General features: G+C 70.1%; 8 protein-coding genes. 3 read left to right on the top strand and 5 right to left on the bottom strand.

Going from position 1 to position 22,551, the window contains the following annotated elements; translation table 11 throughout:
• Nucleotides 1–309 precede the first annotated feature (309 nt).
• The gene (locus ACYQ78_RS35175) at nt 310–1,503 is read right to left on the bottom strand and encodes an MFS transporter (RefSeq protein WP_459805290.1); all 1,194 of its coding nucleotides are present in this window, start codon (nt 1,501–1,503) and stop codon (nt 310–312) included.
• A gap of 138 nt (nt 1,504–1,641) precedes the next feature.
• Here ACYQ78_RS35175 and ACYQ78_RS35170 point away from each other — a divergent pair, with 138 nt between their 5' ends.
• Nucleotides 1,642–1,845 carry a hypothetical protein gene (locus ACYQ78_RS35170; RefSeq protein ID WP_459805289.1) on the top strand — a complete coding sequence of 68 codons (204 nt, stop codon included), beginning with the start codon at nt 1,642–1,644 and terminating at the stop codon, nt 1,843–1,845.
• An 84-nt stretch (nt 1,846–1,929) separates the two neighbouring features.
• On the opposite strand, the gene ACYQ78_RS35165 is transcribed toward ACYQ78_RS35170, so the two are convergent.
• Nucleotides 1,930–3,855: a hypothetical protein gene (locus ACYQ78_RS35165; protein WP_459805288.1), complete on the bottom strand. Its 1,926-nt coding sequence runs from the start codon at nt 3,853–3,855 to the stop codon at nt 1,930–1,932.
• Nucleotides 3,856–3,983: 128 nt separating this feature from the next.
• Nucleotides 3,984–4,352 carry a hypothetical protein gene (locus tag ACYQ78_RS35160; protein WP_459805287.1) on the bottom strand — a complete coding sequence of 123 codons (369 nt, stop codon included), beginning with the start codon at nt 4,350–4,352 and terminating at the stop codon, nt 3,984–3,986.
• Between the two features lie 193 nt (nt 4,353–4,545).
• On the opposite strand from ACYQ78_RS35160, the gene ACYQ78_RS35155 reads away from it, so the two are divergent.
• Complete coding sequence (locus ACYQ78_RS35155; protein WP_459805286.1) at nt 4,546–5,532, top strand: aldo/keto reductase; 987 nt, start codon at nt 4,546–4,548, stop codon at nt 5,530–5,532.
• Here ACYQ78_RS35155 and ACYQ78_RS35150 read toward each other — a convergent pair.
• The gene (locus tag ACYQ78_RS35150; protein WP_459805285.1) at nt 5,529–6,920 is read right to left on the bottom strand and encodes an MFS transporter; all 1,392 of its coding nucleotides are present in this window, start codon (nt 6,918–6,920) and stop codon (nt 5,529–5,531) included. The genes ACYQ78_RS35155 and ACYQ78_RS35150 overlap by 4 nt on opposite strands.
• Before the next feature lie 28 nt (nt 6,921–6,948).
• Nucleotides 6,949–9,630: an aminotransferase gene (locus ACYQ78_RS35145; RefSeq protein ID WP_459805284.1), complete on the bottom strand. Its 2,682-nt coding sequence runs from the start codon at nt 9,628–9,630 to the stop codon at nt 6,949–6,951.
• 153 nt (nt 9,631–9,783) lie between these two features.
• Here ACYQ78_RS35145 and ACYQ78_RS35140 point away from each other — a divergent pair, with 153 nt between their 5' ends.
• Nucleotides 9,784–22,548, top strand: coding sequence for a Tc toxin subunit A-related protein (locus ACYQ78_RS35140; protein ID WP_459805283.1), 12,765 nt, complete (start codon nt 9,784–9,786; stop codon nt 22,546–22,548).
• Nucleotides 22,549–22,551: the final 3 nt, after the last annotated feature.

Here is a 22,551-nt window from a genome sequence, read left to right as displayed (position 1 = left end):
ACCGACTTGGTGTTGGCGGTACGCCAGCCACTCTCGGCACCGACCTGGGCGAAGCCCATCGTGATCGTCGAGTCGCCACCGCTCGCGGCGGCACCGGTGTCGGCGTCGTCGCCGCCACCGCACGCGGTCGCGAGCACACCGACCGCGACCAGTGCAATGATCTTCTTAAACAAGGTCAAGTCCCTTCCTTGTCTTTGTTAGCGCTCACACCACTGGCCCGGCTGGAACTCAGAGTGAAGCTTGTTCTGCCGTGTCGACTGTGAGCGCTAACATATGCGAGCGTCAAGGGCTCGCCTTGTCACGGATCGGTCACTTGCTCGAAACGTGCGTCCTGCCCATGGCGCCGTAGACCAGTGAACCCACGACGACGGTGACGGGAAAGACGATCCCGGCGAGCAGCCCGGTGCTCAGCCCACCGCCGGTCGTGTCCGCCACCACGCCTGCGGTCCAGGGTCCCACCGCGGCGCCCAGATCGCCGAAAACCGCGAGTACACCGAACATCGCGGCGCCGCCGAGCGGGAACCGCGCCGAGGCGAGGCTGAACGTGCCCGGCCACAGAAGGCTGACCGCGAACCCGCACAGCGCGCACCCCGCGAAGGCGAGCACCGGGTTGGCCGACAGGCACGCGACCAGGTAGCAGATCGTCGCCAGCACTCCCGAACCGACCATCGCCGGGATCAGCGGGATGCGCTCCCCGAACAGCCCGTAGACGATCCGGCCGACCCCCATCAGCACCGCGAACAGGCACGGCCCGGCGAGGTCGCCCCAGACCTTGGACGCCCCGAGCCCCTCCTCCGCGAACAGCGACGACCACTGCGACATGGTCAGCTCCGAGGCCCCGGCCGCCAGCATCAGCACCATGGCCGTCACGAACGCGGGGGTCCTGAACAGCGACATCAGGGAGGTCCGGTGCTCGTCGGGCACGGTCTCCGGCATCGGCACCCGCAGGAACGCCACCAGGTTCACCAGCGGCACGATCGCCCAGACCAGCGGCAGCACGTACCAGGACTCGCGCCCGATCCCGGCCAGCAGGAGGGTCGATCCGGCGACCACCGCGACCTGGCCCCAGCAGTAGAACGAGTGCAGCAGGCTCATCGCCGCCGCCTTGCCCTCCTGGGGGCTGGGCAGCGCGTCGACGACCGGGCTGACCAGCACTTCGAGGAGTCCGCCGCCGATGGCGTACACGACCACCGCGATGCAGAGCCCGAGGTAGGGCGTCGGCGTGAGGAACGGCGCCACCGCGAGCAGCACCAGTCCGGTGGCCGCCATCACGTGGGCCAGCACGAGCGGTCCCCGGTAGCCGAGCCGGTCGACGTAGCGCACCGCGACGATGTCGGTGACCAGCTGCACGCCGAAGTTGAGCAGCACCAGACGTCCGAGCATTTCGAGCGGCAGGTCGTAGGTGGTCTGGAACACGATGAACAACAACGGGGCGAGGTTGTTGACGATCGCCTGGGTGGCGTAGCCGACGTAACAGGCCCAGCGCGTACGCTCGAACGACACCGGTGAACCCCCCGAAAGCGACAGAAATCACCCGATGTTAGTGAATCTTTCAGCGCCGGGGATAGGCCGGGGCAGGTCACCGGAGGGGCCGGGCCCGGAAGGCTGGTTCGCGGGGTGGCGCGGTGCGACGCTCGCGCCATGCGCAAACTGATGATCTCCGCCGCTCTCGCCATGGGATTCATGCTGTCCGTGGGCGCCGCGCCCGCGCAGGCCGCCACTCTCCGCAACGTCTACTACTACAACTGGGACTGCAACCGCGTCGGCAACCTCGGCATCACCGAGGGCTGGTGGACGTCCTACCAGTGCGTCCCGCAGCAGGGCTTCTGGTTCCTGTACGCGTGAACGCCAAAGGGCCGCGCACCCCACAGCGGGGTACGCGGCCCTCCGACCTTCAGCCGTCAGTCCTCACGGCACCGGAGTCGAAACTCAGGTGGCCATGCGGAGCGGAGGCGTCTGGTTGAACCAGGCGGTGCAGTTGTTCGGGTAAGCCGGCGGCCCGAGCGGAGCACCGGGGGCGAAGAAGCCACCGATGATCGGGATCGGCAGACCCACGGTGCAGACCGTCCGGTGGATGTCACCGGTGTTGGTCTGAACCGAGATGTGCAGCAGCGGGATCAGGGCCTCGATGATGACCTCGGTCGACACTGCGCGCACACCGGCCGGGTAGCCGGGCAGGGTGGACAGGTTGTGCCAGAACGGGGTGGTCCGCGGGTCGCGGATCCACGTCTGGCCGTCCGGACGGACCGACACCTGGAGCGTGTCCAGGAGCAGCGGCGACAGCGAAACCGCAGCCGGCGCAGCCTCCGGGCCGGTCGGGCCGACCGGACCGGCCGGGCCCGCAGGCCCTGCCGGACCCGTCGAACCCGCCGGGCCGGTCGCACCCGTCGCACCGGTGGCACCCGTCGCGCCGGTCGCGCCCACCGGACCCTGCGGTCCAGCGGGACCAGAGGGACCCGCGGGGCCCTCCGGACCGGTCGAGCCGGGCGTACCGCTCGGACCCGCCGGACCCTGAGGTCCGGCCGGGCCGGTTCCACCGACGGGACCCGCCGGACCCTGAGGTCCAGCCGGGCCGGCCGAGCCGGGCGTACCCGCCGGGCCCGCCGGGCCGCTGGGGCCTTCCGGACCCTGCGGACCGATGCCGCCGACCGGACCCGCCGGACCGGCGGGACCCGCCGGGCCGGTCAGGCCGTTGTTACCGATCGGACCCTGGGGGCCGATCGGACCCTGCGGGCCAGGCCCGCCCTGGGGACCCGCCGGGCCCTGGACACCGTTGTGGCCGGCAGGACCCTGGGGCCCCATCGGTCCGGCCGGACCCTGAGGTCCCTGGGGTCCCTGCGGCCCGGGAGGACCGCCCGAGGGACCCGAAGGACCCTGCGGACCCTGAGGACCTTGCGGGCCCTGGGGACCCTGGGGTCCCATGGGTCCACGCGGGCCACGGATGTAAACCTTCTTCTTCCAGTGGTAACGCGGGTCGTCGTGCTTGACGCCGGCCACGGTCTGGATCCCCGCCACGCTCTGTACCCGCATCGGGGCCGCTGAGCGGACGGGCAGGTTAGGGTTTGGGGCCACCTGAGGCTGGACGCCCGGCATCTGCGGACCCTGGGGACCCTGCGGGCCCTGCGGGTTCTGCGGCTGCTGCGGGTTCTGAGGCTGCTGCGGCTGCTGGCCGTTGTCGCCCCAGCCGTTGTTGTCCCAGCCACCCTGCTGCTGGTTGTCCCAGCCGCCCTGCTGGTTGTCGTCCCAGCCGGCGTCCTGCTGGTTGTCCCAGCCGCCGTCCTGACGACCCTCGTGCTCGTGGCCGTGGTGGCCCTCGTGCTTCTCGTGGTCGTCGTGCTTGTGGTGGTGCTTCTTGTGCTCGTGGTGCTCTTCGAAGTGGTGGTGCTTCTTGTGGTGGTGGTGGCGCTCGTGACGGTGGTGGTGGTGGTGGCACCGGCCGTCGTGGTGGCCGTGGCCGCCCCACTCGCCGTCGCCGCCCCACTCGCCGTCGCCTTCCCAGCCGCCGTCGCCGTCCCACTCACCGTCGTGGTGGTGGCCGTGCTCGCAGTGGTGGTGGTGACGGTGGACGAAGTGGTGACGGTGGTGACGGTGGTGGAAGCGGTGGTGGCGGTGGTGGTGGTGACGGTACCGCTTGATGATCTTGACCCGCTTCAGCGGCCGCTTCTCGTTGTACTTCCAGTCGATCCAGCCGACGCTGTCGGACAGCATGCTGGAGCCCGACGTGGTCGAGGTCGACGCCGTAGCGCCGGTGGCACCGGTGAGAACCAGGCCGCTCGCCGCCACGGCGACGGCCAGAACCTTGGCGCCTCGGACGGCGCGCCGTCCGAGCTCGCGCCCTTTATCCTGAAAAGTCATGTCAGTCCATGCTCTTTTGTACGTGCATCCGAATTACGGCCTCTGAATTGATTCCGTAATGTTCAGTAGGGTGCCCGGCGTACCAAAAAGCGAAAAGCTGGACATAGCTAACGAACGTAAACGAGTTCCTATTGCGCAGGAAAAGCGCCGACGTTCTGACAAGACAGGACGTTGGTCATCGTCTCTCTGACCTCACTGGACGAATCGCCCAAATCCTCGGCCGTGACACCCCGCAGCGCGGAGCGCAGACGCGTCAGATCTGCGGTGAGGACGGGGTTCGCGCGCCCGGAGACGCCGTCGAGGCGCCCGGCGACCAGGCCGTCGATGACGGTCAGCGATCCAGCGAGATTCGGACTTTTGGGGTCAATCCCCTGAATTTGGGCGACGACTTCGACAGCCGCTTCGCAGGGTGTTCGGTTATCGGCCCAAAATAGGATATATATCCCCAGGCCCGATATGAGTAATATGACGGAAGCTAGGGCGACGATGCGGGACATGGACACTCCGGATGACGAGGGAACACGCCACAGGATGCCGTGAATAGGGGAAAGGTTGTCTTCCCATGACGAATACGTTGGAGCTCCCGGAATTGCCCATCCTGATATTTCCGGATTTGTCCCGAGGAAGCCACCCGCTTGACCTGGACCGCGCTCCAGCACGCAGACTCGGTCGCGACGACGGGAGGAACACATGAGATACCGCACGATCGGTGCCACGCCGCAGACCCGGCGCGAGGTGAGCGTGCTGTCGCTGGGGGCGATGCTGTTCGGCTCGGTGACCGACGAGGCGACCAGCTTCGCGATCCTCGACCGGTTCGTGGAGGCGGGCGGCACCTTCATCGACACCTCGGGCAACTACGCCTTCTGGACCGACGGCGGCCAGGGCGGTCACAGCGAGGAACTGCTCGGCCGCTGGCGGAAATCGCGGGGGATCGGCGACGAGATCGTCATCGCCACCAAGGTCGGCGCCCGGCCGCGGTCACCCGGCGGGAGCTACGTCGACGACGCCGAGGGGCTGTCGGCGAAGGTCATCCGCGAGTCGGCCGAACGCAGCATGGAGCGCATGGGCCTCGACCGGATCGACGTCCTCTACTCGCACATCGAAGACCCGCACACCCCCGCCGAGGAGACCGTCGAGGGCTTCGCCGCCCTCGTCGACGAGGGACTGGTCGGGATGCTGGGGGTCAGCAACCATGCCGCCTGGCGGGTCGAGCGGGCGCGGGCGACCGCGAAGCGGCTGGGACTGCCGGGCTACGAACTCCTCCAGTACCACCACTCTTATCTGCGCCCCCGGTTCGACATGCCGGGCCCGCTGTTCCCCGACGGCAACCTCGGGGCGGCGGGGGCGGATCTGGTCTCGTACATGAGAGAGGAGGAGGGGCTCACGCTGGTGGCCTATTCACCGCTGCTGTCGGGCCGCTACACACGGGCCGACAAGGAGTTCCCGCCCGACTACCGGCATCCGGGGGTGGACGCGCGGCTGGCGAAGGTCCGCGAGGTCGCGGCCGAGGCCGGGGCGACGGTCAACCAGGTCGTGCTGGCCTGGCAGATGGGGTCAGACCTGCCGATCATCCCGCTGGCCGGCGCCTCGTCGCTCGCCCAGCTGGAGGAGAACCTGGCGGCCGTCGACCTGGAGCTGACCGCCGACCAGAGGGCGAGCCTCGACGCGACCCACTAGCGGCCGGGACCGAACAGGTCGTAGAGGGCGACCAGCAGGGCGGCCACCACGAAGCCGGCCGAGGTCAGCATGGCGACCTGGAAACTCTCCGCCCAGTTCCCGTGCGAGGCCGACAGGTGGGCGAAGTAGACCGCGCCGACGGCGGCGATCCCGGCCGCCGACCCGATCCGCTGCCAGGTCTGCAGAACGCCGCCCGCGCTGCCCGCCCGGTGCACCGGCACCCGGCTGAGCGTGAGGGTCTGGTTGGGCGAGATGACGAGCCCGCTGCCGATGCCCGACAGGAGCAGCGGGCCGGCCGCCGCCCAACCGGCGTGGTGGCCGGGCACCTGGTGGACGGCGAGCATCGTGGCGACGAACCCCACGGCCACGATGAACAGTCCCCAGGCGACCATGGCCCGGCCGAACCGGGGGACCAACCGGCCGCCGAAACCGGAGGCCAGGCCCGATCCGATCGCGAACGGGATCGAGGCGAGACCGGCCATCAGCGCCGAGTAGTTCAGGCCGTTCTGCAGGAACAGGGTGAAGACGAAGAAGATCGCGGTGAACCCGGCGAAGTAGAGCACGCCGATCAGCCCGCCGAGGGTGAACGCACGCGACCTGAACAGGTCCATGTGCACCAGAGGCTCGATCCGCCGGGCCGCCCGCAGTTCCCACCAGCCGAAACCGGCCAGCACCACCATCCCGGCCGGGACGAGCAGCCACTTCCCGGCGCCCGTCCACTGCTGATCCTGGAGGAACGGCAGCAGGACCAGCAGCAGCCCGGCCGCCAGCAGCACGAGGCCGACCGGGTCGAACCCGGGCTTCAGGGTGCGGCGCCGGTTCCCGGCGGGCAGCAGCCGCAGCGCGAACGGCAGCGACAGCAGGCCGATCGGCAGGTTGACGTAGAAGACCCAGCGCCAGCCGTTCTGCTCACCGAAGATCTGGATCAGCACGCCGCCGAGCAGCGGCCCGACCGCCGTGGACAGGCCGATGACCGCGCCCAGGTAGCCGAAGGCCCGGCCGCGCTCCTCGCCCTGGAACATCTCCTGGATGTAGCCGCTGACCTGCGGCATCATCAACGCGCCCGCGACCCCCTGGAACAGCCGGGCGGCGATCAGCCACCACTCGCTCTGGGCCGCGCCGCAGGCCGCGCTCGCGATGGTGAAGAGCACGATGCCCCACATGAACACGGCCCGTCGGCTGCGCGCGTCGCCCAGCCGCCCGCCGGGGATGAGGGCCAGGCCGAAGGTGAGGGCGTAGCCGGAGACCACCCACTGGAGGCCGCTGTCGCTGGCGCCGATCCCCGCCTGGATGTCGGGGAGCGCGACGTTGACGATCGAGACGTCCAGCAGCGTCATGAACGCCGGGACGAGGCAGACGGCCAGAGCGCGCCAGCGACGGGGAATCATATTCGGAGCAGTGCCCCCACCAGGGGATTCACCAACCCTCGGACAATGTGCGGGCGAGTGCGGCGGCGAAGAACTCCGCGCTCTCCTCCGTCAGCACCATCGGCGGTTTGATCTTCAGGATGTTGAGGTGGTCGCCGGTCGGCTGCACGATCACGCCGAGTTCCAGCAGCCGGTCGCAGATCGCCCAGGTCTCCTCGGTGGCCGGGGAGCCGTCGGGACGGTTCAGCTCGACGCCCATGTAGAGACCGAGCCCGTGCACGGCGCCGATGATCGGATGCTTCTCGGCCAGCGCCTCCATCAGTTCGCGCAGCCGGTCGCCCACGGTCAGGGCGTTGGCCTGGAGCCGCTCCTGCTGGATGACGTCGAGCACGGTCATGCCGGTGACGCAGCTGACCGGGCCGCCCCCGGCGCTGGAGAAGAAGTAGCCGACCCTCCGGTAGGTCTCGGCGATCTCCCTCGTGGTGATGACCGCGCCGAGCGGATGGCCGTTGCCCATGGCCTTCGCGATGGTGATGACGTCGGGGACGACGCCCTGCTGCTCGAAGCCCCAGAAGTGGCGGCCGAGACGGCCGTAGCCGACCTGGACCTCGTCGGCGATGCACAGGCCGCCGCGTTCCCGGACTTTCTCGTACACGGCGGACAGGTAGCCGTCGGGGAGGGGGATCCCGCCCGCGTTGCCGTAGAAGGCCTCGGCGATGAAGCCCGCCGGTTCGCCGATCATGGCGAGGGCCTTGGCCAGCGCCTCGGGGTCGCGGTGCGGGGCCGGGACCGGGCGGACCCAGGCCGGGCGGGTGTCCATCGCGTTCGGGTTGTCGGCGGCGGAGGTGCTGACGGCGTCGGAGGCCATCGTCCAGCCGTGGTAGGCCTCGGCGACGCAGAGCATCTCCTCGCGGCCGGTGGCGACCTGGACCAGCCGCAGCGCCAGGTCGACCGCCTCGGAACCGCTGTTGACCAGGAACACCGTGTCGAGCGGGTCGGGCGCCAGGTCCGCGAGCCGCTGGGAGAACTCGGCGATGGCGCGGTAGTTGAACCGCGAGTTGGTGTTCAGCAGGGCGAGCTGCCGGGAGACGGCCTGGGTGAGGCGCGGGTGGGCGTGGCCGATCGCCGCGACGTTGTTCACCATGTCGAGGTAGGTGCGGGCGCCGGTGTCGGTGAGGTGCTGCCGCCAGCCTCGCTCGATCTGCGGAGGGTCGGCGTAGTAGTGCTCCTGGACCTCGGCGAGGGCAGCCCGCGAGAACGAGGTCCGCGCCACGGGCCGGATGCCGAAGAGGGGGCCGGGGTCGGGGCAGATCGCCTGCCAGGCGGCGTGCTCCTCGGGCGTGACGAAGGCCGGGGGTTCGAGGCCGGGGACCGTACAGAGGGTCGCGTAGACCACGTCGGCCACCGTGCCGATGCGGTCACCGGCCCGGATCATGCCCTCCCACAGGTCCACACCGGTCAGCCGCAGCTCGATGCCGGGCCCCTCGATGACGCCGTCGCGCACCTCCCCGTCGAAGGGGGCGTTGACCCCGGCGCCCAGCGGCAGATGGGCCTCCACGCCGAGCGGGACCGTCGCGGGCGCGTCGAAGGAGTGGGTGCGGGTCAGGGTCAGCCGCGGTTCGCCGGCCCGATGGGCGAAGCCCTTCTCCGGCTTGTACGTCTCCCACACCCCACCCCGCAGATCGCTCGTCACAGAGAGGTCCCGCACCGGCAGCACCGGCACGATCGGCAGCCCGCGGAACGCGGCCGGGGGAGTCTCGCGGAACGCCGCCTCGGCCACCTCGAACGGCAGTCGCGACGCGGCCTCGAACGCGCGGAACTCGGCGTCCTGGCGTTCGGTCGCGTAGTCGTTGTCGGGTTCGAGGAGCGCCTGGTGCACCCCGCTGACCACCAGCACCGCCGTGCGGGCCACGATCGCCGGCCACAGCGCGGCCAGTTCGTCGCCGGTCAGCGGCACCACCCGCTGGAAGGCGCGCACCGCAGGGAGGATCGCCAGCGGCCGTTCGGGGGCGTGGTGCAGCAGCGACGCGCAGGTCACCGCGAGTTCGCCGACGATCCAGCCGTGCCCGAGGTCGCCGAAGTCGATCACACCGTCGGGCACCGGACGGCCGTCGGGCCCGATCGAGCAGACCACGTTGTCGTCGGTCAGGTCGCCGTGGATGGCCTGCACCCGCAGGTTCCCCGCGAGGGACTCCAGCCGGTCGCACGCCAGGTCGGCGGCCCGGCGCACGAGGTCGCGGCCGGTCGACAGGCCGCCGATCATCTGGTCGATCTCGGTGCGGGCCCGGCGCAGGTCCCACTGCGAGACGCGGTCGAGCCCGGGGTGGCCGAGGTCGGCCAGGTTCCGGACCACGCGCCCGGCGAGGTCGCCGAGACCGGAAACCACGACCGGCGCCAGATACGCCGACTCGATCAGCGGGGTGCCCGGCACGAACGTCAGCAGCCGGGCGCGCAGTCCGTCGCCGAACCGGGCGACATGCCCGCCACCGAGCGTGGGCTGCGGTTCGGGCGCCCTGACCTTCCCGCGCAGGTGCAGCAGGGCGGCGTCCTGGGCGTCGAGTTCGGCGTCGGTGTAGCCCGCGTTGGCCACCTTGAGCAGGTAGCGGCCGTCGACGACGAAGTTACGGTCCTGATTGCTGCCGACCTCCGTGACCTCGCCGGAGACGCCGAAGAGGGTGGTGGCGACCTCGCGAGCCTGGTCGACGGTGACGTGCGGCCGAACGACGTTCATAGGCCGATATTTCCGGTCATGTCGTTCAGTGTCGCACCGACGAAGAAACCAATGTGATCTAAGTTGTCACCGTTTAGGTAGATAGCTCTTCTTTGCCGGATCGGCGAGCATAAGGCGGCCGATCCGGGGGCCATCGATGGAGGGGACTTCCGCGTGCGCAGCGATGCTTCGATCCCGAGCTACGAACGACTCTTCGGAGAACTCGATCTGCGGACGGGAGACGAGGCGCGTTCCGTCTACTCGCCCGCGGCCTATCTGACCGACCTGCTCACCTTCCTGCAGGAGACCTTCCACGACGTCTCCCTGCTGCAGCGCCGTTCCGACATCGGCGCGATCAAGCTCGACGACGAGAACACCACCACGACGGTGCCCTACCTCGACATCGTCAACGAGGTCCTCGAAGCGCTGGTCGGCGCCGACCCCTACGTGGAGACGGCCGAGCTCAAGCACCCGCTCGCGCTGCCCTTCTCGCTCGACGCCGCCAGGTTCACCACCTACCTGCGCTACCTGGGCGTCGACCCCGTCGAGTTCTACCGGCTGTTCGCCGCCAAGGTCGACCGCGACCGCGTCACCCGCGACTACCTCGGGCTGACCGAGCAGGACGTCAAGGTCATCACCACCCCGCGCACCGACGAGGCCGGACTGGCCGAGGCCTACGGGCTCGACGGCGAACCCACCTCGGTGCTGCACGACGTCGAGCGCTTCCTCGAAGCCACCTCGCTCACCGGCGAGGAGCTGACCGAGCTGATCTACGGCGACCCCGAGCTGGAACGTTCCCTCTCGGGCACGTTCGTCCACCAGGGCGCCGTGGTCGTCGTCGGCCCCGACGGCCGGACGCTGCAACTGCGCGACGGGAGCACGGTCCCCGCCATCTGGCTCGACCGGGCCCACCGGTTCATCCGGCTGGCGAAGAAGACCGGCCTGTCGTTCACCGACCTCGACCGCGTGGTCGGCGCCTTCACGAGCGTGCTCGAACCCGAGACGCTCCGCGCGGTGGCCGCCGCCGTCCACCTGAACCGCACGCGCGACGTGCCGTTCGACCTGGTCGAGACGCTGACCACGCGCACGCTCCCCGAGACGGTCGACGACGAACTGCCGCGCCCGGCCGGGGACATCCTCGCACCGCAGAACCGGACGTTCCGCCGCGAATTGGCACGTTCCATGGATATGGCCGAGTCGGAGCTGGTGGAGACCGTCGCCCGCTTCCGGGCACTCTACGCCGGGCCGCTGGAGGAGAGCCCGTTCGACCGGGAGATCAGCCGCGCCTCGGTCGTGGTGCTCTACCGGGTCGCCCGATTAACCGGGCACCTCGGGCTGTCGGTCGCCGAACTGTTCGCCGTGCTGACCGCGCTGGAGAACGACCCCGCCATCGAGCGCCACTCGACCTTCCCCGTGCTCCCGGTGCTCGCGCCGGCCTCGGCCGACGTCTACCGGATGCTCGAACGCGACGACGACCCGGTCTCCTCGCTCTGGCTGGCCCAGACCGTGGTCGAGGTGGTCGCCTGGATGCGGACGTGGGGCTTCGCGGGGGAGGACCTGACGGGGATCCTCGGCGAACCGGCCACGCCCGAGTCGGCGGAGGAACAGGCCGACGTCATCGCCACGATCGCCGACCAGTTCGCGAGCGTCGCGCTCACCCCGCAGACGTTCGTCTCCGACCGGTTCGACGAGCGGGCCTCCCAGGTCGTCCACGAGATCCTGGCCGCCTACCCCGACGGCGTCGTCTCGCCACATGACCCGCGTCTGCTGCGGCTCGACCCGGCGACTGTCGCCACCGCCGCCTACGACGCGGTCGACGACCTCGGGGTGCTGGCCAAGGGCGACTTCGAGGGGCTCGGCCTGGCCGACCGGCTGACCTCGAAGATCTTCGCCAACCTGGTGATCCGGGGGATCGTCCAGCCCGACGGGCTGCTCGTCACCGAAGACCTGCCCGATGCGCTCACCCTCGCCGGGGACTTCTCCGCCGACCGCGACCGGCTGTTCAGCGTGATCGCCGGGCTGCCGGGCACGTTCTACCCGTCCGACCTGGCGACCGCGCTGCCCGAGCGGACCGAGGCCGAGCTGGCCGAGCTCTACGACAACCTGATCCACAACGGCTACCTGAGCGACGAGGGCGACGTCGACGACGCCGACTTCTTCGCCGAACCGGCCAACGTGACCGAGTTCCGGGTGAACGCGCCGCTCGACGACGTGGCCCCGGCCGTGCTGGCCCTCCTCAAGGGCAGGGTGCTCGCTTACAAGGAAGCCGCGATCGAGCTCGACCCGGCCGCGTTCGGCGAGCTCAAGCTGACCGCCGAGCAGCTCGACGCGCTCACCCAGAGCCTTCGCTTCAACGGGTTCCTCGACGCCGACGGCCGGTTCGCCGACAAGGCGGCGCTGGCCGTCCTCGACGTCGCCGAGTTCGGGGTCGCGCTGGAGTTCTATCCGCTCCGCCGGGTCATCCTCGACGCGATGAAGGCGCAGCTCGCCGCCGTCAAGGCCGAGATGCACCTGGTCGGGCCGGACGACTTCGCCGCGCTCGCCGACGAGGCCATGGCCACCCGGGTCGTGCTGCGCCTGGAGGGGCCGATCACCCGTGACGGCCGGATCCTCGAAGAGCTCCGGTCCGAGCTCGACGACGCCGAGGGCACCATCGACCTGGGTGAGGGCTTCACCGCCGGAGACGGGGAGCTCGTCTTCGAGCGGGTCGCGGCGCTGACGCGGGCGCAGTCGGCGTATCGGATCGACCTGAACGCCCTGACCGAGCTCGGTTTCGACGACGACGAGCGGTCGCGCCTGGTCGAGATGCTGATCGACGGCGGTCACCTGACCGCGTCGCTGGCCGTGCCGGAGGCGCGGCTCGGCTACTTCCGGCAGGTCACCAGCGCGCTCGACTTCACCCTGCCGGGCGTCGACGACTACGCCAAAGACGTCTTCTTCGTGCTGCACGCCACCGCCAAGGAGCAGGTCGCCGCGATCATGGAGATCGCCGCCACCCTCGGCGAGCTGGCCGAACGCCAGCACCGCACGCTGCTGAACGTGCTCCAGGACGTCTTCGGGGTCACCACCGGCGTCGTCGAGGCGATCGGCGCGGCGGTCGCGCCCGGCGCGCTCGACGTGCTGGTCGCCCCCGCGGTCAAGGGAGCCGCCGGGCCGGACTTCCGCCGGGTCTACCGGCGGCTGCGCCGCTTCGCCCGGCTGGCGGCCAAACTCGGTCTCGACGTCGACGAGGTCACCGTCGTCTTCCGCGACCAGGACCTGGCCGGGAAGTTCCCCGAGCCGCTGGCCCTGCCGCGCGGCGTCGACCGCTTCGACGCCCTGCTGACCGGCACCGACGGCCTGATCCTCGTGTTCAAGGACGCCTCCTACTGGACCTACTCCGCCGGGCACGACCTGACCGACCAGCGGCCCAAGGCGCTCACCGAGCTGTCGCCGAGGTTCGCCGGGCTGGTCGCGGTCGACGCCGCCTTCACCCGCGACGGCGCCGACTGGCTCGTCGGCCGGGGCGGCGACGGGAAGTCGCACGCGTTCACCCGGGCGAAGGGCGAGACCCGCTGGGCCCCCAAGACCCAGCGTTGGGGTTCGGTACGCAACAACTTCACCGCCCCCAAGAAGATCGACGGCGCCTACGTCGACATCGAGGGCCGCACCCACCTGTTCACCGGCGACCAGTACCTGCGCTACTCCGGTTCCTTCGACGCCGCCGACGAGGGCTTCCCGAGGCCGATCACCGAGTGGTGGCAGGGCGAGACCCCGCTCCCCGAACGGTTCCGCGACGCGGTCGACGCCGTCTTCCACGGCCTCGACGGCCGTACCCACGTGTTCTCCGGCGACCGGACCTTCGACGGCACGGCCGACCGCCCGATCACCGAGAAGTGGGGCCGGATCCGCAACACCTTCGACGGCGCCACCCGCGTCGACGCCGCCTACGCCGACGCCGAGGGCTACGTGCTGTTCGCCGGCAACCAGGTGGTCCGCTACACCGACAGCCCGGAGAACGACGGGGTCCGGGTCGCCGACGGCTACCCGCAGCGCATCGAGGCCTGGTGGCCGGGCGTGCCGGTCGAGTTCGAGGGCGCGGTGGAGGCCGCGTTCGCGCACGGCGGCACCGTCCACCTGTTCAAGGACGGCAAGACCGTCGCCCTGCCCGGCGGTGCCGTGGCGCGGACCGCCGACGTCTGGGGCGTGTCCAACGAGGCGCTGCCCGAGGGCAGGGTCGACGCCGCGTTCGTCGGCCTCGACGGCAAGACCTACCTGTTCAGCGGCGACCGGTACATCCGCTACTCCTCGGCCGACTACTCGGTCGTCGACCTCGGCTACCCACGTGCGATCGGCGGCGACTGGGGCGGACTCGACCGGGTCGACGCCGCGTTCGTCATGGACGGCTCGGCCCACCTGTTCGGCCCGGTCGGGCTCATCCTCGACCTGCCCGCCGACTACGAGGCCGAACTGGCCGACGGCCGCTGCTCGCCCGCGCTGCGCCGCCGCCTCCAGGAGCACGGCGTGACCGTCGGCGCCAACGCGCCGGTGACCGGGGCCTCCCCGCAGTGGGAGGTGGTCGCCGAGGGGAACATCCGCCTGACGATCCGCCGGTCGGGCGACCGGATCAAGGTGTACGGCGACGACACCCCCTTCTACGTCCGCTACTCCACCCGCGACTACACCAAGCCCGACGAGGGCTACCCGAAGCCGCTGGCGGAGAACTGGCTGAACCTGCCCGAGGGGTTCGGCCCGATCGACGCCGTCTTCACCGGCCGCGACAACCAGACGGTCCTGTTCAGCGAGGGCGAGTTCGTCGTCTTCGACAGCCGTCACCGCTGGTGGTCGGAGCCGCAGCCGCTGCGCGCCCGCTGGGACAGCATCCCGTTCGACCGCGTCGACGCCGCGTTCGTCGGCAAGGACGGCAAGACCTACGTCTTCTACCGCGACGAGTACGTGCGCTACTCGACCGGCGACTACACCGAGGTCGACGACCGCTACCCGGCCACGACGGCCAACTTCTGGGGCAACGTCGTCAACACGATCCAGCGCACCGGCCGGGTCGACGCCACCCTGGTCCTGGACGTGACCGAGAAGGTCGACGGGATCGAGTCGACCCACACGCACACCTACCTGTTCTCGGGCGGGCAGTACGTCCGCTACCGCGATCACGACTACTCGCGCATCGAGTTCGGCTACCCGAAGGCTTTGGAAAGTCTGGGGAAGGAGCCCAGGCTCCAGGCGCTGAAGGTCCCGCTCGACGGGGTCGACGCCGCCTTCGCCGACGGGCGGACCGCCTACCTGTTCCGGGGCGACCAGTGGCATGCCGTGTCCGACGCGCTGACCAGGTCGTACACCGTGCCGGGCATCACCGCGGCCTACGTCGACCACGGTTCGGTCATGGTGCAGACCGCGGCCGGGTGGCGGCGGCAGCACGCCCTCGAAGGGCCGAACCACAGCGAGGGGGTCCGGCCGCTGGCGCTGCGGACCGTCCCGGCCGACTACCGGAGTGGCCTCGACGCCGTGCTGACCGGCGCCGACGGCAACACCTACCTGTTCAAGGGCCCGATGTGCCACAACACGGCCATCGGCAAGGACTACCCGCTCGACGAAGAGTGGGGCCGCCCGCGCAACACGATCTACCAGGACAACGCGGTCGACACCGCGTTCGTCGGCCGCGACGGCCGCACCTACCTGTTCTCCGGCGACCAGTTCGTCGTCTACGGCGACTCGGCCGACGTGATCGACGGCGAGCCCAAGCCCATCGCCGACCACTGGGGCGGGCTGACCGGCGTCACGCTGGCCTACTACCGCGACGGCAAGACCTACGTCTTCGAGAAGCCCGACGCCTCCGGGATGATGCGGCACCTGGTCTACTCCGGGGACGACGGGGCGTACACCACCCCCGACCCCGGCTACCCGTCGCTGACCGACGAGACGTTCTGGAAGGCGCCCGACGGGTTCCCGATGCCCGACGCGGTGCTGTTCGAGGGCGACACGATGGTGCTGCTCGCGGGTGAGCGGTGCGTGCAGTTCAGCGAGCCGACCGGGCTGTGGTCCTACCCCCGGCCGATCGAGCGGGTCTGGCGCGGCTTCTCCGTCGGCGTCGGCGACAGGCTGAGGTCGGCGTTCACGGGGGCCGACGGGGCGACGTACTTCTTCTTCACCGAGACCTTCACCCGCTACGCCGACCGCGCCTTCGGCGCTCCGGCCGAGATCCGGTCGCGGTGGGGCCGCTCGGAGAACCCGTTCGGCGACCGGGTCGACGCCGCCGTGGTCTTCGGCGGGCACACGTTCGTGTTCGGGGGATCCAAGTACGTCCGCTACACCGGCACCGAATACCGGTACACCGACCCCGGCTACCCGAAGCCGATCGCGGTCGAGCTGCGCAGGGAGGCCGTGTTCGCCGGGCTGCCGGAGGCGTTCGAGGACGCCGTCCTCGCGGGCCCCGTCACCGCCGCCGTGGCCAACGAGCGGACCGCCCACCTGGTCGTCGGCGACACCGTGTTCGCGGTGTCGTCGTCGCTGACCGCGTCGTATCCGATCGGGCTGCTCGGCCAGGTCCGCAACACCGTCGCCGACCGGGAGAAGGTCGACGCCGCGCTGGTCCGCGACCAGTACACGTTCCTGTTCTCCGGTGACCAGTACGTCCGCTACACCGGCGCCGACTACCTGTACGTCGACGAGGGCTACCCGCGCACGATCGAAGACGACTGGGGCGCCATCCCGGACGAGTTCGAAGACGGCGTGGACGCCGCGTTCCTGCGCGACGGCAAGGTCTACTTCTTCAAGGGCACCCGGTTCACCGCCGACGGCGTCGCGGGCGACGTGAGCGCGACGTTCGGCCAGATCCGCAACGACTTCGCCGACGGCACGACCATCGACGCCGCGTTCGTCTCGGCCAAGGGTGAGCTCTACGCCTTCCGGGGCGGCCAGTACATCCGCTACTCGGCCACCGACCTGGAGCACGTCGAGGCCGGGTATCCCCGGACGATCCGCGACGACTTCGGCGACCTGCCCCGCGTCTTCGAGGACGCCGTCACCGGCGCCTTCACCCTGGGCGAGGCGACCTACCTGATCAAGGACGGTGCGTACGTCCGCTGCTCGGGCCGTCTCGACGTGGTCGACCGCACCTTCCCGCAGCTGTTCAAGCACCGCTGGTCGGACGCCGCCGACTACCGTCTCTCCGACGTCTACACGATCACCGAGTTCGCCGACCTGACCCGCCGCCACAGCGGCCTCGCGGAACTGCTGGCCAAGGGCGCGGCGGAGCCGTACGAGAAACTGGCCGAGATCTTCCCGTGGGACGTGGAAGAACTGCGCTGGGCCAAGCGCAACGCGGGCCTCATCACCGAGTTCCCGGTCGAAGACGAGCGGTTCGAGATCGAGTTCCTGCTCAAGCTCGTCCGCCTCTTCTCCGTCGCGGCCAAGACCGGAGCCGGACCGTCGAAGCTCCACCGCGCCACCGCCGACACGCTCGAAGCGTTGCTGCCCGAGGCCGCCGTGCCGCTCGCGCACAACGATCTGAACGTGCTGAAGCGCAACGCGCTGGTCCCGGCGGTGCTCCACCTGCATCCCGAACTGGCCGACGCCGCCGAGATCTACGAGCACGCCCTCATCGACGTCGAGATGGGCAGGGAGGGCGTCACCTCCCGCATCCGGGAGGCTATCGCCGCCACCCAGCTCTACCTGCACCGCTACCTGCTCGACCTCGAGGAACTCACCTCGGAAGAGGACGTCAAGCCGAAACTGCGCACCTGGTGGGCGTGGCTGAAGAACTACCGGATCTGGGAGGCCAACCGGAAGGTCTTCCTCTACCCGGAGAACTACATCCGGCCCGAACTGCGCGACACCAAGACCCCGGCGTTCAAGGAACTGGAGGACGACCTCCTCCAGGGCGAGATCACCGCCGAGTCGGTGCAGCGCGCCTACAAGCGCTACCTCGACGAGTACACCGAGGTCAGCCGCCTGGCCATCGCCGGCGCCTACGTCTACAAGGCCGACGCCGACGACGACAACACCCGCCAGCTCGTGCTGTTCGGCCGCACCCGCACCGAACCGCGCCGGTGGTACTTCCGCGAGGCCGAGTTCCGCGACGGCGAACGCCTGTCGGCGAGCTGGGAGCCGTGGGCCCGCGTCGACGTGCAGATCGACGCCGAACTCGTGCACCCCGTGCACGCCTTCGGCCGGGTCTTCGTCTTCTGGACGGTCGTCGAGTCGATCGCCCCCGAAGACACCGGCAAGACCGTCATCACCTCCAAGACCGACGGCGACAACCAGAACGTGTCGGCCCCGCCGCCCAAGAAGCGGGTCAGGGTCTTCTACTCCTTCCAGAACCTCAACCGCGAGTGGGTCGCCCCGCAGACCCTCCCGCCGGGCGCACTGCACGACGGCGTGCCGATCATTGAGTTGCTGTCGGTCCAGGCCTCGGCGACCGTGCCGGGCGCGGGCGTCCACGACTCGATCGTGGTGTCCTGCTCCTACCTGGTCGCCGGTGTCAGGCACCGGTCGTCCCACGCGCTGACTCCCGAGCTGTACGCCCTCCCGATCGTCGCCCCCGCCGCCCAGCCCCGCCTGATCAACCCCTACAAGGTGTTCGCCACGACGGAGGCCCTCGGCGGGCTGGTCCGGTTCAACATGCCGGCCGAGTCGACCGACGGCCCCTGGTTCAGCGTCGACCACAAGGGCGGCAGCTTCCTGGTCCGGCCGATCATCGCCGACCCGGGCGAGGACGCCCAGGTCCTGCCGCTGAAGGAGAACACCCACCGGCTTCCCGGCCAGGGCGGCGACCGCACCGGCGCCGCGCAGTGGGCGAAGATCGACGCCGGGTTCCAGCGCGGCGACTCGCGCTACTACTTCAACGACGCCGACTTCGTCGTCATCAAGCCCACCGGCCCGATCCGCACCACCACCGAGACGATCGCCTCCCGGTGGGGCAACGTCGCCGATTCGGAACTGGCCCGCACCGGCCGGGTCGACGCCGTGCTGGTGCGCGGCGACCACACGTTCGTGTTCACCGGTGGCGAGTACTACCGGTTCACCGGCACCCCGAACCGCATGGACCTCGGCTATCCGAAGCGGATCAGCACCAACACCGACGACCTGCCCAAGTGGCCGTCGGTCAACGCGGCCTTCACCATCGGCCGGACCGAATACTTCGTCAACGGCTCCGACCTGTCCACCCGCGACCTCGTCACGGGCGTGTTCGCCACCACCAAGGTGGCGACCCGCTGGGGCACCACGTCACGGGTGCAGGCCACCCTCACGCGCGACACCACCCTGTTCCTGCTCTTCGACGGCACCTACTCGAAGTATTCGGACGTCGGCCAGACCGCGCCCGACAAGGACTATCCGCGCGAGTACAAGGACAACCCCGACCAGATCCCCACGGGCAAGATCCGGTCGGCGATCGACATGCGCGGCACGCCCTGGTACTTCGGCGACGACACGTACACGATCGGCACCGACACCGCCGCCCGCCAGACCAGGGCGCTCGGCCGGATCTCCACCGGCCTCAACACCGGCGCGCACGTCGACGCCGCCTACGTCGACGGCGACCGCCTCTACCTGGTCAGCGGCCTCGACCTGTTCCGCTACACGATGACCGGCAACGACATCCCGACCGCCGCCGACGCCGGCTACCCGAAGACGCTGCCGCAGAAGATCGACGCCACCTTCGCCCGCGGCAGGCAGCGCTACGTCTTCTCCGGGGAGACCTACGCGGTGATCCCGGCCGGGGCCGAGCTCACCACGGTCAAGGACTTCGTGCCGATCGAGGGCAACTGGCGCTCGCTGCCGCCCGGCTTCGCGACGACGTACAACGGCGCGATGGACGCCGACGCCGAACTGCTGCTGTTCCTCGGGCCCAACTACGTGTCCAACCCGAAGGGCGGCGTGCTGGAGCGGCCGTTCGAGTGGGCGTCGCTGCCGCACGAGATCGTGCGGCTCACGTCCAGCACCGCGTTCGAACTCAACCGGCGCCTGCTGGTCGGCGGGGTCCCGGCGCTGCTCGCGCCGGAGACCCAGGAGATCGACGAACTGCCCGCCTTCAGTACGACCGTCTCCGGCACCACCACCATCAAGGTGCTCGACGACGTCGCGGGCGTGCCGGTGAGCACCCACATCGACTTCCAGAGCGCCAACGGCCGCTACTACTGGGAGATCTTCTTCCACGCGCCGATGCTGATCGCCCAGGCGCTCAACGCGGCCCAGCGCTTCGACGACGCCAAGCGCTGGTACGAGTTCGTCTTCGACCCCACCGAGCCCGAGCGCTACTGGCGGTTCCTGCCGTTCCTCGCGATCGACCTGCGGGCGCTCGTCGAGGGCTGCCGGATCGACCTGCGCAACCTGCCCGCCCAGGTGGGGCTCGACATGTCGTCGCTGCTGGCCGACCTCGAGACCCTCGCCCCGCTGTTCGATCACGCCCGCGCCTGCACCGAGGCCGACTACACCCTGCTCGACGGCCTGGCCGACCGGGTGGCGCCGTTCGCCGCCCACGAGCGGCTGCGCGAGAAGGTCGGCATGATCGCCCGCCTGCGCCGCCAGTACGACCTCATGGGCGACCGCGGCGCCCTGCTGAAGACCTACCGGGACGACCCGTTCGACCCGCACGCCATCGCCGCGCTGCGGCCCACCGCCTACCGGCGGGCGGTCGTGATGGCCTACGTCGACAACCTGCTCGACTGGGGCGACCTGCTGTTCCGGCAGTACACGATGGAGTCGGTCGACGAGGCGCGGATGCTCTACATCCTCGCCTACGACATCCTCGGCGACCGGCCGCAGGGCGTCGGGCGCCGCCACCTGCCGCTCGTGAAGAGTTACGTGGAACTCGACCCGGCCGAGGAGGGCGACCCCTATGCCGAGCGCGTCACGGCGGGCGGCACCCTCCTCGACGGCATGGGCGCCATCCACCGCAGCATCGGCGACGGCTACTTCTACATCCCCGGCAACCAGGTGCTCGGCGAATACTGGGACCGGGTCGAAGACCGGCTGCGCAAGATCAGGGCCTCCCTCGACATCCTGGGCGTCAGCCGCCCGCTGCCGCTGTTCGAGCCGCCCGCCGACGTGATGGCGCTGGTCAGAGGTGCCGCCGCCGGGCTCACCCCCGACCAGGTGAGCGCCGGGCTCGCGGCGCCGGTGCCGCACTACCGGTTCGGTTTCCTCTACCGCAAGGCGCAGGACCTCGTCGACCGGCTGCGCGGCTTCGGCGGCGAACTGCTCGGCGTGCTGGAGCGCCGCGACGCCGAGGAACTGTCGGTCCTGCAGACCCGGCAGGAGGCCAACATCCGGCAGATGACCAGGGCCGTGCGCGAGGCCCAGGTCGAGGTGGCCACCGAGTATCTCGCCCAGGTCGAGGCCTCCCGCGAGGCGGCCGAGGCGCGGCAGAAGTACTACGAGAAGCAGATCGCCGACGGCCTGACCGCGCTCCAGCGGTCGCAGCTCGACATCATGACGGCCGCCGCCGCCTCGCACCTGACGGGCGCGGGCCTCAAGGTGGGCGCGGCCGTCCTGGGCGCGGTGCCGAAGGTCCTGGCCGGACCGTTCATCTTCGGCGTGATGATGCAGCGGGCCGGCAAGGTCATGGAGGTCAGCGCCGAGATCGCCGAGGCGCTCGGCGAGGGCCTCAGCGTTCTGGGTGAGCTGTACGGCACCCGCGTCGAACACGAACGCACCGTCGACGAGTGGAACTACCAGGTCATGCTGGCCAAGGCCGACCACCGTGAACTGGGCCACCAGGTCGGGTCGGCCAAGGCGCAGCTCGTCCAGGCCCAGCGCGAACTGGAGATCGTCGACCAGGAGATCGCCGACCTGGAAGCGGTCGCCACCTTCCTCACCGGCAAGTTCACCAACGCCGAGCTCTACCAGTGGAAGGCCGGCCGCCTGGCCCAGATGTACTTCGCCAGCTACGGCCTCGCCCACGACATCGCCAAGGCGGCCGAACGCGCCTACCAGTACGAACAGGGCGTCACCGACTCGTTCGTCCAGCCGGTCTACTGGGAGAGCCGCCGCTCGGGCCTGCTCGCGGGCGAGGCGCTCGGCGTCGACCTCGAACGCCTCGGCCACGCCTACGTGGGAAGCGACGGCCGGGGCTTCGAGATCACCAAGCGGATCTCGCTGCTCCAGGTCGACCCGCTGGCCGTGCTCAACCTGAAGAACGAGGGCCGCTGCGAGTTCGCCCTCACCGAGGCGCTGTTCGACCGCGACTTCCCCGGCCACTACAAGCGCCGGATCAAGACCGTCTCGGTCGTCTTCGACGGGCCGGAGGGCCCGCTGGAGGTGAACGCCGTGCTCACCCAGACGGGCCACAAGACGGTGCTCACGCCCGACCCGAAGGCCGTGCGCTACCTGCTCGACGGCAAGGGCGACCTGCCCGCGTCGATCCGCTCCGACTGGCGGCCGAGCCAGCAGATCGCCCTGTCGGACACCGAGGAGCACCGCGACAACAACGGCCTGTTCGAGCTCCGCTTCGACGACGAGCGCTACCTCCCCTTCGAGGGCACCGGCGCGGTCTCGACCTGGAAGATGGAGGTCACCGGCCGCCGCGCATGGGACCTGTTCGACGTGACGCTCCTGGTCAAGTACACCGCCGAGCAGGGCGGCGACGTCTTCGCCAACGCGGTCAGGGGCATGCGCAAGCCGTACGCCGCCGCCCGCTACATCGACGTCGCCGGGGAGTTCCCGGCCGAGTGGGAGGCGTTCGCGAACGGCGAGGACCTGGTCCTGCCGCTGTCGCCGGAGATGTTCCCCGACATCGTCGGCGTCCAGCTCACCGGCCTGTACGCCCGCTACGACCTGGCCGACTGGGGTTCGGCCCGGCTCCTGCGGGGCGGCCAGGCCATCAACGACGCGACCATGCTGCGCATCCCCGGCCTGCGGGCCGAGGAACTGACCTTCACCGCCGACGGCGACCGCGAAGCCCTGGTCAACGTCGGTCTCGTCCTGACGTACCGCGCGATCTGATCG

This window comes from Herbidospora sp. RD11066, from assembly GCF_054661255.1.
This window is presented reverse-complemented; position numbering and strand designations above follow the sequence as displayed.